Here is a 14,723-nt window from a genome sequence, read left to right as displayed (position 1 = left end):
TATATCACAATTTGATATAAATAAAGCAATTCCATTGTGGATATTTTTTTTCAATTGTCAAATAAAGACAGAGAGTAAGTTTATTCGATTAACTTCTATAGTTAGACAAATGGCATATCTAATAAATTTAGGATTGTCCAATTCTAAAAAAGGCAAAGACTCTATTTATAGTTTTTCTGAGATAGTAGAGATGCTTGAGAATGTTGAAAAATACTACAAAGAACAATATGACTTCAACGAAGTTGTAGATTATTACGGAGAAGCTTATAGAAAGAATTTAGTGGCACAAACTACTTATCTTAACTACTTCCTCAACACTTCTTTAGTATATGTTGAACAAGTAATTGAACGAATTCAAGGAACATTCTCATCACTGGATGATTTTGTAAACAATTCTATAAATATTAGCATAAATGATTTAATAACATTTTATTTTGAAACAACACAAATATCATCTTTAAGATTCTTTGAATGTTATTCTAATTTTATTAGTCAAAATGTTGATAAAAATGCTGATGGTACATATTGTTATCCTAGTTCCGAAAACGAAAGCGATGTCAAATTTATATCTTTCGATCTTGTAAATCAACAAACATTTTCGATTAATGATTATAATAGATTAGAAAAATCAAAAATTAAGAGAATCTTATCTTTATTATCTCTTAAACAGACTTCTAATTTGGATTATTTATATTATACCGACTCTTGTGAATTACTGAACAAACCAGTAATACAGCTTTCAAATGATCGATACATTTTGTTTTTTAATAATCAATTAATTATAGCCATCTATAATCTTTTATATAATTTATGTAAAGATAAATCTGGTAAAAATAGTGATCGAGCAAGAGCTATATATTTAGAGGAAAAAGCTGTAGATATTTTCACAGAGTTTCTTCCTCAAGATGAAATCAAGATATATACAAACTATTATATTAATGGACAGGATAAAGAAAAAGATATTTTAATCTTTCATAGGAGGACAGCATTTATAATAGAATGTAAATCAGATTTCTACAAAGAACCTTTTAGAGATGTAGAAAAATCGTATAAAAGAATAGAACGGGAATTTAAAACATCCATTCAAAAGGCATATGATCAAGCACTAGAAGTCCAATATGCAATCTACAATGAAAATGAATTAACTATTTCAGATAAAAATAAGAATAAAATAGAATGTATAAAAACTAATAGGATAGAAAATGCTTTTATTATTCTAGTCACACAAGAGCGTTTTGGTCAAATACAATGTGATCTTGGTTTACTATTGGATAAGGAAGAAAGTGCATTTTATCCATGGTCTGTTTCAATCGATGATATAGAGTCAATCTTATTAACAATCTCGAGAAAAGAAAATGCAGTCGGAGAGTTAATAACATATTTGATTAATCGTGAAAAACTGCATGAAAGACTGATATGCTCTGATGAATTAGATATCGTAGGTTATTTTATAATGCAACGACAGATTTTTATTAAAAATTGTAATAGAGACGAAATATATATCACCTTTCCTGATATTTGTCAGCTTTTTGATGACCTTTACTATTATGGAGGATTCGGCTTTAAAAATGAGTTGTATTTGAATACTAAATTTGAAGTTTCAATACCAGCTTTTATAACTTCTGAATTATGTAAGAAACTTAGATTAAGGACTCCCCATAATATTCAAAAATTTAAAAAGGAGAATAATATTGATAATAAGCGAATGAATGAATTCAGGAAAAAATTCTACGATACTACAGAAATTCTCAAAAAACATCCTGAAAAGAAAGATTTATTAAAACAAGTATTGGGAATATAATTTTCTATTATAAAAATTATTTTGAACCATGTCTATAAATTGGAATAATATAAGACCTTTAAATAATAGCCTAAATGATGGATTTGAAGAATTAATCTGCCAGTTAGCAGAACAGGTCTTAATGGGCTCTTTCGCGGAATTTGGAGGGGGTTAGGCCTTCTTTTTTCTTGAAGAAAGTGGAGAATTGGCTGGCGTTTTCGAACTTTAGAGCGTAGGCTATTTCGCTGATGTTGAGAGAGGTGGTGGTGAGTAGTTCCTTGGCTCTTAATAGCTTCTGCTGTAGTTGGTATTGGGCGGGGGATACGCCGGTGTATTCCTTGAACATGCGACGAAACCAGGAGTAGCCCAAACCCAGTCGGGAGGCTATTTCTTCGGGGCTGAGCGGGTGTTCTGTCTGTTCTTTCATCAGGATGCGGGCTTCGTTGATCTTGTCTACTACATAAGCGTTTGTAAACGAGATATTTCTTTTCTTATAATAAACAGAACCCAGGATGTGTAATACGATACTGGATATCATCTGTTGGTAGCCTGCTTTTTCTAACGAAGCGAGCTTTAAGATATCATTGTACAATCCTACAATAGTGGCACTTAAGCCGATATGGTGAAGTGGTTCTTTCATGTTGAAAAACTGTTTTTCTACCCTTCGGTCGATGTGCGGTCCCCGGAATCCCACCCAGTATTCGTCCCATCCGGTCTCAGGGTCGGGATAGTAGCTGTGCCATTCGCCGGGAAAGAGCAAGATCATAGTTCCGGTGGATATTTTCTGTCTGCCGGGGCAAGACTGCGAAGAGAAATATCCGCTACCTTTGGTGATGTAAACCAACTGATATTCATTGAGGATACGTCCGTTTTGCGGTTTGAAATCATAATCCTCGGGATGGCGCGAAAGGGGATAGCGGCCTTTAGGAGGTACAAACTGGTAGCCGACAGTCGTAACCACAATTCCCCAGTCTTCATCCATGTTGCTGATAGTCAGATAGCGCAGTTGATCGTTTTGTTTATTCATGTCAGATTTGAAAGGTTTAATATCATTTTCGTAAGCAAAGATAAGAAACTAAGCATTATTTTTGTATCATTACCGGAAGTAATATTTTCGTACCATGAAGAAACATAACTTTTTAGCCGTTGATATCGGCGCAACGAGCGGACGGGCTGTCGTAGCTTCCGTGAGCAGTGGCAAATTTGAAATGCAGGAGATACACCGGTTTCCGAATAATATGCTTGAACTGCATGGCCGCTATTACTGGGATATATTCAGTTTATATGAATCGATAAAAACCGCTCTTAGCATCTGTTCCCAACAAGGAATAGCGATTGATTCTCTGGGAATTGACACCTGGGGGGTAGACTATGGCTTTGTTGGAGCCGACGGCACCTTAACAGGTATTCCCCGCGCATACCGTGACCCGTATACAGACGGGGCTCCCGAAGATTTTTTCAAGATTATACCCCGCGACAAAGTATATCAGCTGACCGGTATACAGATCATGAATTTCAACAGCTTATTTCAGCTATATCGGTCTAAACAACAGAAGTTTACATCCCTTCATGCGGCGGAAGAAATATTGTTTACACCGGATTTGCTATCGTATATGCTGACCGGTGAACGGGTATGCGAATATACGATTGCCTCTACCTCACAGATACTGAATCCGGTAACAAAGCAATTTGAGACATCTTTGCTAGAAGCAGCAGGGGTTTCGCCAAGTATCCTACGCAAACCGATTATGCCCGGTACGCGTGTAGGGTATCTGACAGATGCTTTGGCAAAGGAAACAGGTATCGGTAAAGTTCCCGTTATAGCAGTTGCCGGACATGATACAGCCTCGGCAGTAGCAGCTGTTCCGGCTACAGATACTCACTTTGCCTATCTGAGCAGTGGAACCTGGAGCCTGATGGGGATTGAAGTAGAAGAACCCATTATCAACGAAGCTTCCTTCAATCATAATTTCACCAATGAAGGTGGCATTGAGGGTACAACACGCTTCCTGAAGAATATTACAGGGATGTGGCTACTCGAACAATGCAGGAAAGAGTGGGAGAGAAGCGGTAAAACCTACACCTATCACCAGATAGTAGAAATGGCGGAAACGGCCTCCTCTTTTACCTCTATCGTAAACCCGGACGATGCCTTGTTTGCCAATCCACCCAGTATGACGGAAGCGATTGCTACCTATTGCAAAGCCTCCGGACAAGCCGCCCCGGCTACCGATGCGGAATATATACGTTGCATCTTCTGCAGCCTGGCCGCCCGCTACAAGGAGGTCCTGGATGTATTGAAAGAATTGGCACCCTTTCCGATAGAAAAACTCCATGTAATAGGAGGAGGTTCACGAAACGGCCTGTTGAATCAATTTACAGCCAATGCTATCGGCATACCTGTAATAGCCGGGCCTGCAGAGGCAACAGCCATTGGTAATGTGATGATGCAAGCCAAAGTAGCTGGATTGGTGAAGGATCGCTGGGAGATGCGCCAGCTAATTGCAGAGGTCTTCTCTCCCGAAACATTTTTACCTGAATAAGAATCCATCATAAAAATAAAGCAAACCATGAAGAAAGAACAAAGCATTCAAGCCGCTTTTGAGGCAGCCACAGAGCGCTACGCCGCCTTGGGCGTCAATGTAAACGAAGCCTTGAGTAAAATGAATAAAATATCCCTGTCCCTGCATTGTTGGCAGGCAGACGACGTGAGCGGTTTCGAGAATCAGGGAGGCGAGCTGACCGGAGGTATACAGGTTACAGGAAACTATCCCGGACGCGCCCGTAACATTGACGAATTACGCGCCGATATTAAGGAAGCTACCTCTTATATAGCAGGTACTCATCGCTTGAGCCTGCATGAGATATATGGGGATTTCGGAGGCAAAAAAGTAGATCGCAACGAGGCAGAACCTTCTCATTTTACATCCTGGATGCAATGGGCAAAGGACAACAACATGAAACTGGACTTCAACTCCACCTCCTTCTCCCACCCAAAGAGCGGCGACCTGACATTGGCCAATCCGGACAAGGACATCCGCAACTTCTGGATCGAGCATACCAAGCGTTGCCGCTGGATCAGTGACGAAATGGGCGCTTTCCAAGGGGATCCTTGCATGATGAACCTATGGATCCATGACGGCAGCAAGGAAGTTCCGGCCAACCGCCTGAAATACCGCCGCCTCTTGGAGCAGTCATTAGACGAGATATTCGCCACAGAGTACAACAACATGAAGGATTGCATCGAGGCCAAGCTGTTTGGCATCGGCCTGGAGAGCTACACCGTTGGCTCATACGACTTCTACTTGGGCTATGGGGCCAAGAAGGGCAAGATCGTAACCTTGGATACGGGCCACTTCCACCTGACGGAAAGTGTAGCGGATAAAATATCCTCCTTGTTGCTCTTTACCCCTGAGATCATGCTGCACGTGAGCCGTCCGATACGCTGGGACAGCGACCATGTGGTGATACTGAATGACGACTTGCAAGACCTGGCACGCGAGATCATCCGCTACGACGCCCTGGATCGTGTACACATCGGGCTGGACTACTTTGATGCTACCATCAACCGTATCGGTGCATACGTCATCGGCTGCCGGGCTACTCAGAAAGCCTTCCTGATGGCTCTGTTGGAGCCGTCCGCCCTCTTGGAGCAGTACGAGGCCGAAGGGAAATACTTCGAGCGCTTAGCCTTGCAGGAAGAGGCCAAATCCCTCCCCTGGAATGCCGTATGGGATATGTACTGCCTCAAGAGCAACGTCCCCGTAGGCGAAGACTACATCCCGGCCATCCAAGGCTACGAGAAGAATGTAACAAGCAAAAGGAACTAAGGCTGTATGAATATACTAATAGGCTTAATAATCATCGCGATAGGCAGCTTCGGGCAGAGTAGCTCGTATGTGCCGATCAATAAGGTAAAGTCCTGGAGCTGGGAGTGCTTCTGGCTGGTGCAGGGGATCTTTGCCTGGCTGGTTTTTCCCTTTTTAGGCGCTTTATTAGCTGTTCCGGCAGAGAGTAGTCTGATACAAATTTTGTCTGTCGATTCGTCAGCCACTTTTAAGGCCATGGGCTTTGGGGTCTTGTGGGGAGTAGGAGGGCTTACCTTCGGGCTGAGTATGCGCTACCTGGGGATTGCCTTGGGGCAGTCCATCGCCTTGGGCACCTGCTCGGCTTTCGGTACCCTTATCCCTGCCTTGATGAAGGGTACGGATCTGTTCCGGGGAAATGGCTTGATCTTGCTTATCGGCGTATGTATCACCCTGGCAGGTATCGCTGTAATCGGTTATGCCGGAAGTCTTCGCGCCAAAAATATGACGGAAGAAGAGAAAAAAGCGGCTGTTAAGGATTTTGCACTGACGAAAGGTTTGCTGGTAGCCTTACTGGCAGGGGTAATGAGCGCCTGTTTTGCCTTGGGGCTGGAAGCTGGAGCTCCCCTGTTTGTATCAGGCACAAACGAGTTATTCAAAACATTGCCTGCAACGCTTATGGTAACAACAGGAGGCTTCTTTACCAATGCCGTTTACTGCATTTTCCAGAACATTAAAAACAAAAGCGGGAAAGATTATTTCACCGTTTCTGGCGGAATTTTAGTAAATAATGTGTTATTTTGCGCATTGGCCGGTATCTTGTGGTATTCCCAGTTTTTTGGGCTTAGCATGGGTAAAAGTTTCTTTACGGAATCGCCCGTTATGCTGGCATTTTCATGGAGTATACTGATGTCGCTTAATGTCATATTCAGTAATGTATGGGGAATTGTGCTGAAAGAATGGAAAGGGGTAGGTAGTAAAACCATCCTTGTCCTGACAATCGGTATTTGTATTCTTATATTTTCATTGTTTTTCCCCAATATAGCAGGTTAATTAACTAAGAAATGATGATACGAAATAACAAAGAATTAATGGCCGAAATAGGCCGTATTGCCGAAGTAGCCGGATACCTGTGGACCAAAGGCTGGGCCGAACGTAACGGGGGAAATATCTCCGTAAATGTAACTGCTCTGGTACGCGAGGAAGAGAAAAAAATGCCGGCTATAACTCCTCCGATTGCCTTGCAGGAAGCTGTTCCTGCGCTTGGTGGACATATCTTTTATGTAACGGGAACAGGTAAACGGATGCGCTACGTAGCCAAAGAGCCATTGGCCAACGGTTCTATTATCCGTATCTCGTATGACGGGATGTCGTTTGAGATCATTGCCGAAGAGGCCATTGCCCCAACTTCTGAGCTACCATCTCATTTGCTGATGCACAACTATCTTCGCTCATCCGGAAAGGATAGCCGGGTGGTATTACATACACATCCTACGGACCTGATCGGGCTAAGCCATTGCAAACCCTTTATGCAGTCGGAAACGATCACCCGTTTATTGTGGAGCATGATTCCGGAATGCCGGATTATCGTACCCAGAGGTATTGGTATCGTACCTTACGAAATACCCGGTACGATAGAGCTGGCGCACGCTACGATCAAACAACTTCAGAAACATGATGTGGTATTTTGGGAGAAACATGGTATACTGGCTGTAGGAGAGGATATTATTGATTGTTTTGATGCGATTGATACACTCAGTAAATCGGCCCAGATATATTTCTCTGCCCGCATGGCAGGTTACGAACCGGAAGGTATGACAGACAAACAATTAGAAGATCTGGTTCCGGCTTTCGGACTGGATAAAATAGGATGAAAAAAACGCTGCTTTTATTTTTACTGTTGCACTCTATAATAGCTCTGAGCCAACAACGAGACAAGAGGGTAAGAGAATATATACCGCCTGTCAGAATCGTATGGCAACAGGGAGATACGTTGATTAAAGGAGCCGACAATCTCCTGCTGCCGGGAAACGGACAGGCAGATATGTCAAACACCAATCTATGTGTATTAAGGAGTACGGAATCGGAGTGTTCGGCTCTGCTGCTTGATTTCGGAAAAGAGTTGCAGGGAGGTATCCAACTGGTAACGGGAATGCCCTCTTCATCAACACCTGTAGAGGTACGTATACGCTTTGGTGAATCGGTGAGTGAAGCCATGAGTGATATAGGAGAGAAAGGGGCTACGAATGATCATGCCATGCGCGATTTTACAGTTAAGCTACCTTGGCTTGGTGTAATGGAAGTAGGGAACTCCGGCTTTCGCTTTGCCCGGATAGACCTTGTTACCCCATCGACCGAATTACATCTGAAAGAGGCCAGAGCCATCTTTTCCTATCGCGATATTGCCTACAAAGGCTCCTTCCGCTGCAATGACGAACGCTTAAACAAGATCTGGCAGACCGGCGCCTACACAGTTCACCTGAATATGCAGGATTACCTGTGGGATGGCATCAAGCGAGACCGCTTGGTGTGGGTTGGCGACCTCCATCCGGAGGTAATGACCATCAATTCCGTGTTCGGATACAACGAATGCGTACCGAAAAGCTTAGACCTGATACGGGACATCACTCCGCTACCTTCATGGATGAATGGCATCAGTTCGTATTCGATCTGGTGGATACTCATTCAGCGCGACTGGTATTACTATCAGGGAGATATCCGCTACCTGAAAAAGCAACAAGCCTACCTAACCGATTTATTGCGTCTACTGATCAGTAAAACAGACAAAGACGGGAAGGAACAGTTAGATGGGCACCGTTTTCTGGACTGGCCCTCCAGCGAAAACAAAGAAGCTATTGATGCCGGACTGCAAGCTCTTATGATCATGGCATTCAGAGCGGGAGAAGAGCTCTGTGCCATCCTGGGAGAGTTTGACCTGGCAACTCAATGTAATAAAGCTGCCAAGAAGGCTCTTAAAGCCTCTTCCAAGGTACAACAAGCGCTGGTTTCCTCGTCCAAAGAGCCAGACGCTCCCGGTTCTAAACAGGCGGCTGCTCTGATGGCGTTGGCAGGTATGATGCCGGCTGACGATGCCGATAGCAAGTATCTGTCGGTCAACAACGCCAAGGGTTTCTCTACTTTCTACGGATACTACATGTTGCGAGCTATGGCAGCAGCAGATAATTATCAGGGAGCCTTAGACGTAATCCGCCGCTACTGGGGAGCGATGCTCGACCTGGGAGCCACCACCTTCTGGGAAGACTTCAACATAGACTGGCTAACCGATGCCGGGCAGATAGACGAGCTTATACCCGAAGGAAAGAAAGACATTCACGGCGACTATGGCGACTATTGCTACAAAGGCTTCCGACACAGCCTCTGCCACGGTTGGGCTTCCGGACCCACCTCCTGGCTGAGCGAATACGTCCTCGGTGTACAAGTAATAGAGCCCGGTTGCTCCAAGGTGAGGATCAAACCGAACTTAGGCGACCTTCAATGGGTAGAAGGAAGCTTTCCAACACCCAAAGGCATCATCAGCATCCGCCACGAAAAGAAGCCCGACGGCCAGATCGAAAGCTCCATCAAAGCCCCCGAAGGAATAATAATCGTAAAGGATTAAGTTCATTAAGTCTATTAAGTCCATTATACTTACTAAGTCTACTATTATGAAAACAAAAGTCTTTATCGTTGTCTGTACCGTTGCCCTGTTCTTTTTGTACATGTGTAAGTCGGAAAACAAGGATATAAAGCCTGTTGACTTACGCACCGAATATCTGGTAGATCCTATTGGTATCGGGACATCTGCTCCGCGTTTTACATGGATCTATGATGATATAAATGAAAGCCAAACCACCATCTCACGACACCAGATCAACATCGGGACAGACCCCAAAAACCTGCAGCCCTATCAGGAAGATATGCAGTTTGAACCACACACCCGTTATTACTGGAGCGTTACAGTCTGGGATGATAAAGACAGAAAATGCCGCCCTTCAGAGATAGCCTCTTTCGAGACTGCCAAACTGGAATCCTCCGACTGGAGCGCCCAATGGATCACCGATCAGTACGACAAAGAACACGAGCCGTCTCCACTCTTCCGAAAGAAAATCTCACTTGAAAAGAAGGTAAAAGAGGCTCGCATATACATTGCTTCGGCTGGCTATTACGAGTTGTTTATCAACGAAGAACGGGTAGGGGATAACTACCTCGACCCAGGCTATACACACTTCGACAAACGTATCCTGTATGTTACACACGACGTCAGTAGTCATCTGAAAGAAGGCGACAACATCCTGGCCTCCGTCCTTGGAAATGGCTGGTACAACGAACAGTCGGTAGCCGTCTGGAACTTCCATGAGGCTCGCTGGCGTGATCGTCCACGCCTCCTCTGCGAATTGCGTGTTACCTACGAGGACGACAGTGTAGACACCTTTGGGACAGACGAGAGCTGGAAAAGCTCGACCGGCCCTTACCTGTATAACAACCTCTACAGCAGCGATATATACGACGCTCGCTTGGAGAAAGGTTGGAAAACCTTAGCTTACGACGACTCCCATTGGCAAATGGCTCAAAAGACCTCCGCGCCCGCTCCCCTCGTCGTAGCGCAACATGTACCGGGGATTACCATTACGGATGCTTTCATGGCCGACTCTGTCCGGAAGTTCAGCGACCGGCTTTATGTCTTCTCTTTCCCTAAAAACATAGCGGGCTTGTGCCAACTCTACGTCAAAGGCCCTGCCGGAACCAAAATAACCCTGAAATACGGCGAATTGCTGAAAGCCGACGGTCGGCTGGAGCAAGGCAATATTGATGTTTACTACCATCCGGTGAAGCCGTACGAGATTTTCCAGACAGACGTCTACTACCTGGCAGGCGAAGACGAGGATGAAGTCTTCATGCCTTCTTTCTCGTATCATGGTTTCCAGCATGTAGAAGTGGAGGCCTCCGCGCCTATTGAGCTAAGCTCCGAAAGTCTGCTGGCGTACGTCCTGCGGACGGGGATTGATCCGGTAGGCCGTTTTTCTTCTTCCAATGACTTGCTCAACAAGATATGGGGCGCTACGATGAGTGCCTATGAGAGCAACATCCATAGTATCCCTACCGACTGTCCACAGCGCGAAAAGAACGGTTGGACTGCAGATGCACATGTAGCCATCGATTTAGCCTTGCTCGGTTATGACGGAATTACGTTCTACGAGAAGTGGATGGACGACTTCATCGACAATCAAAGACCTCAGGGAGATATCTCCGGCATCATCCCTTCCAGCGGATGGGGATATGGCGAATGGCCGGGACCCGTCTGGGATGCAGCGATGTTTATCATCCCCGATGCATTGTACAATTATTATGGGGACACCCGCTGCATCGAAAATCTATACCCCAGCATGCAACGATACCTCGACTATCTTCAAACGAAAGAGATAGACGGCTACCTCACCTACGGGCTGGGCGACTGGGTGTATTGGAAAGCCACAACGAACAATGAATTTACCTCCACAGCCTATTATTACCTCGACAATAAGCTCATGGCGCGTTTCGCCAAGCTGCTTGGAAAAGAATCCAGACCCTATGAAGAGAAGGCAGCCCGCCTGAAGGAGTTGATCAACCGCAAATTTTTCGACGCAGCTTCCGCCACCTACGCAGAGGGTACGCAAACGGCTCAGGCGCTCCCGCTTTACCTGGGGCTGGTTCCCGAAGGCATGGAGCAGACCGTTGCCGACAAACTCCGCGACGTCGTAGCAGCCAACAAGCACTTCCTCGATTTCGGACTAATCGGCAGCAAGACAGTACCCGCAATGCTCACGAAATACGGCTTCGTAGACGACGCCATGAAGATGCTGTTCCAAACGGAGGCTCCTTCCTGGGGTTATTGGGTAGAGACGTTGGGATACACCACCTTGCCGGAAACCTGGACGCTCAGCCCCAAGTTTAACGACGCCTCTCTGAACCACGTTTTTCTCGGCGACGTGTCGGCTTGGATGATGAACCACCTGGCAGGTATCAATTATGACACGGAGAAGCCTGGCTTCAGGAATATACGCTTCACCCCGCAATTCGTGAAAGAACTCGACTGGGCAGAAGGTGAGTACAATTCCGTTTCCGGTCTCATCTACTCTTACTGGCGAAGAGAAGGCGATAACATCGTCTACAACATCTATGTGCCGCTCAACTGTACAGCGGATATCATCGTCGGAGGAACGACACAGTCGGTTGGCTCCGGGGCGCATACATTTACTTATCCGAACGATTTATGAAAACATTACTAACGGCGGCAGCTCTTACGTTGCTGTCTCTTTCCCTGTCGGCTACCGAGTGGAAAGCCCGTTGGATAAACACCGAAAGATGCCAAAGTGCCACCAATACCTGGCTCGTCTATCGCAAAACGCTGACGCTTGACAACCTCCCCGCCACACTTCCCGCACGAATTGCGGCCGACAGCAAGTACTGGCTCTGGATAAACGGACAGTTGGTTGTCTTCGAGGGAGGGCTCAAAAGAGGTCCAACGCCACGGGACACCTATTACGATCTAGTAGACATTGCCCCCTTTCTGACAGAGGGTGAAAACCTCATAGCTGTCCTGCTCTGGCACTTCGGACAAGATGGATTCAGCCACCTGAACAGCGGAAAAGCCGCCTTACTCTTCGACGCACAGTCCGAGGAGGTAAATATCCTCTCCGACGAGAGCTGGCAGTGCGCCCTCTACGAGGCCTACCAGAATACTGGTCCCCCTTATCCCAATTACCGTCTTCCGGAAAGTAACATCCGTTTCGATGCCCGCCGGGAACTGGCCTATTGGAATCATCCCGTCTTCCAGAGCTCGCTGCCCTCTGCTGTTGTTATCGGAAAGGCCGGCGAAGCTCCTTTCGGACGTCTTATCGAGCGCCCCATCCCTCAGTGGAAAGACTTCGGACTGTCCAATTACGTAGGAGCTCGTCAGTCGGGTGACACCATGTTTTGCAAGCTCCCATACAATGCCCAGGTAACTCCTTACCTGAAGATTGAAGCCCAAGCAGGGCAAGTTATCCATATGTTTACAGATAATTATGAAGGTGGAAGCGAGCTAAACGTTCGCGCAGAGTATGTAACCCGTCAGGGAGTGCAGGAATACGAAAGCTACGGCTGGATGAACGGTCATGAGGTCTGTTACATCATACCCCAAGGAGTAAAAATCCTGGGGCTTAAATACCGCGAAACAGGCTACAATGCCGAGTTTACGGGAAGTTTCCAATGCAGCGATCCGTTCTTCACCGAATTGTGGAAGCGTTCCGCACGTACACTATATGTAACGATGCGCGATAATTATATGGACTGTCCCGACCGCGAACGTGCTCAATGGTGGGGCGACGAAGTGAACGAACTGGGAGAAACCTTCTACGCCCTTTCACCCCCTGCTCACAAACTAGCGGTGAAGGGTATTTACGAGTTGATGAACTGGCAACGTCCGGACGGCACACTCTTTTCTCCGTTACCTGCCGGAAACTGGTCTAAAGAGCTCCCGCTGCAAATGCTGGCTTCCGTAGGCTGGTATGGCTTCTATACTCAGTATTATTACAGTGCCGACAGCACTTTTGTACCGCATATCTACGACCGGCTGCGTCACTACCTCCACAAGGTATGGAGATTAGACAAGAGCGGGCTCCCCAGGGAACGCTCGGGCGAGTGGAACTGGGGAGACTGGGGCGAGAACGTCGATATAGGCGTCCTCACTACCTGTTGGTATTACCTGGCGCTCAAAGCTGAACACGCCTTTGCAATACAGCTAGGCAAAGAACAGGATGCCCTCCGGATTGCTGAACAGATGTCTACCATCAGCAAGTGCTTCGACACTAAATACTGGACAGGCTCCGCCTACCGTGCGCCAGGCTACCGGGGCGAAACCGACGACCGCTCCCAAGCTATGGCCGTCCTTTCAGGCCTTGCCTCCCGCGACAAGTATTCCGCCTTATTAAAAGTTCTTAAAACCGAGTACCACGCCAGCCCCTACATGGAGAAATACGTCCTCGAAGCCCTCTTTGCAATGGGAGAGAGTACGTTTGCCCTCGAAAGGATGAAAGAGCGCTACAGCCGTATGCTTCAATACCCTTATACCACTCTTTTCGAAGGATGGGGCATAGGCGCTGAAGGCTTCGGAGGAGGAACCATTAATCATGCGTGGAGTGGTGGCCCTTTAACCTTGCTCAGTCAGAAGGTATGCGGTATCGAACCTACTTCGCCCGGCTTTAAAACCTTCCGGATAGCCCCTCAAATGGGCTCACTCAGCGAAGCCAAAGCCAGCATACATACCCTGCACGGCATGATAGAAGTCATCATCAAAAAAAGAAACAACAAACTACAGATAGAAACCACCATTCCCCAGGGAACAGCTGCCGAATACCTGTCACCCACCGGCAAAAAGAAACTGCTACTTCCCGGAACACATTCTTTTTCTCTCTGAGAAGGAAATAAGGGGTATTTAATCCGCAATAAGCTTATATCCAATCCCCCGGACATTCAGAATTTGAATAGAGGGGTCGGCAGAGAGTTTACGGCGTAGTTTAGTAATAAAGACGTGCAAGCTGCGGGCGTTGAAGAAGGAATCGTCGCCCCAGAGTTCCAGCAAGACATCCCGCATAGGAAGCACTTGTTCGCGGAAGTCGTACAAGCGTCTCAGTATCTCCGATTCACGGTTACTTAGCTGCTGCATTGTTCCGTAGATGCTTAATGTTTGTTTTACCGGATCGAAACTGTAGTTGCCAATCCGGCAAATGCCTTCTTTTCCTTTTCCTGCTGACACCTTGTTCATCAAAGCTTTGATACGGATCACCAACTCCGCCATGCCGAAGGGTTTTTTCAAGTAATCGTTTCCTCCGGTCTCAAATCCCTCTACCACATCGCTGGCAGCTGACCGCGCGGAAAGGAAGAGTACCGGTATAGATGTATCATTCTTCCGAATGTGGCTCACCATAGTAAACCCATCCATTTCGGGCATCATAATGTCTGTCACGATCACGTCCGGCTTTACGTCTCTGTACATCAGGAGCCCTTGAACGCCATCAGCTGCTACAATTACTTCAAATTCGTCACCATCGAGGGTATCTTTGATAATCATCGCCAGTGTAGACTCGTCTTCAACCAATAAAACCTTTATCTTTCCCATA

The 14,723-nt window shown here is 46.3% G+C and carries 10 protein-coding genes; 8 read left to right on the top strand and 2 right to left on the bottom strand.

Annotated features, from left to right (window positions below; all coding sequences use genetic code 11):
- Window positions 1-109: 109 nt before the first annotated feature.
- Window positions 110-1,801, top strand: a complete 1,692-nt coding sequence (locus M2470_RS01425) for an NERD domain-containing protein (protein ID WP_280743090.1) — start codon at window positions 110-112, stop codon at window positions 1,799-1,801.
- Between the two features lie 118 nt (window positions 1,802-1,919).
- On the opposite strand, the gene M2470_RS01420 is transcribed toward M2470_RS01425, so the two are convergent.
- A complete protein-coding gene (locus tag M2470_RS01420; protein ID WP_280743091.1) occupies window positions 1,920-2,807 on the bottom strand; it encodes an AraC family transcriptional regulator in 888 nt (295 codons plus the stop codon).
- A gap of 94 nt (window positions 2,808-2,901) precedes the next feature.
- Between M2470_RS01420 and M2470_RS01415 the strand changes: the two genes are divergently transcribed.
- Genes M2470_RS01415 through M2470_RS01385 form a run of 7 tightly spaced genes read left to right on the top strand, consistent with a single transcriptional unit; the run spans window position 2,902 to window position 14,020 of the window.
- Window positions 2,902-4,323, top strand: coding sequence for a rhamnulokinase family protein (locus M2470_RS01415; protein WP_280743092.1), 1,422 nt, complete (start codon window positions 2,902-2,904; stop codon window positions 4,321-4,323).
- Window positions 4,324-4,350: 27 nt separating this feature from the next.
- Window positions 4,351-5,610 carry an L-rhamnose isomerase gene (locus tag M2470_RS01410; protein WP_280743093.1) on the top strand — a complete coding sequence of 420 codons (1,260 nt, stop codon included), beginning with the start codon at window positions 4,351-4,353 and terminating at the stop codon, window positions 5,608-5,610.
- Between the two features lie 6 nt (window positions 5,611-5,616).
- Window positions 5,617-6,639, top strand: a complete 1,023-nt coding sequence (gene rhaT / locus M2470_RS01405; protein WP_280743094.1) for an L-rhamnose/proton symporter RhaT — start codon at window positions 5,617-5,619, stop codon at window positions 6,637-6,639.
- An 11-nt stretch (window positions 6,640-6,650) separates the two neighbouring features.
- Window positions 6,651-7,460 (top strand): rhamnulose-1-phosphate aldolase, encoded by an 810-nt coding sequence (rhaD, locus tag M2470_RS01400; protein WP_280743095.1) that lies wholly within the window; start codon window positions 6,651-6,653, stop codon window positions 7,458-7,460.
- A complete protein-coding gene (locus M2470_RS01395; RefSeq protein ID WP_280743096.1) occupies window positions 7,457-9,205 on the top strand; it encodes an alpha-L-rhamnosidase C-terminal domain-containing protein in 1,749 nt (582 codons plus the stop codon). The genes rhaD and M2470_RS01395 overlap by 4 nt, the downstream gene beginning before the upstream one ends.
- Before the next feature lie 46 nt (window positions 9,206-9,251).
- Window positions 9,252-11,840 (top strand): family 78 glycoside hydrolase catalytic domain, encoded by a 2,589-nt coding sequence (locus tag M2470_RS01390; protein WP_280743097.1) that lies wholly within the window; start codon window positions 9,252-9,254, stop codon window positions 11,838-11,840.
- On the top strand, window positions 11,837-14,020 hold the full coding sequence (locus M2470_RS01385) for an alpha-L-rhamnosidase C-terminal domain-containing protein (protein ID WP_280743098.1): 2,184 nt from the start codon (window positions 11,837-11,839) through the stop codon (window positions 14,018-14,020). Before M2470_RS01390 ends, M2470_RS01385 begins: the two co-directional genes overlap by 4 nt.
- Before the next feature lie 18 nt (window positions 14,021-14,038).
- Here the strand turns inward: M2470_RS01385 and M2470_RS01380 are convergent, their stop codons facing one another.
- Window positions 14,039-14,722: a response regulator transcription factor gene (locus M2470_RS01380; protein WP_280743099.1), complete on the bottom strand. Its 684-nt coding sequence runs from the start codon at window positions 14,720-14,722 to the stop codon at window positions 14,039-14,041.
- Window position 14,723 lies beyond the last annotated feature (1 nt).

Source organism: Parabacteroides sp. PH5-46 (assembly GCF_029892785.1).
GTDB lineage: Bacteria > Bacteroidota > Bacteroidia > Bacteroidales > Tannerellaceae > DFXE01.
This window is presented reverse-complemented; position numbering and strand designations above follow the sequence as displayed.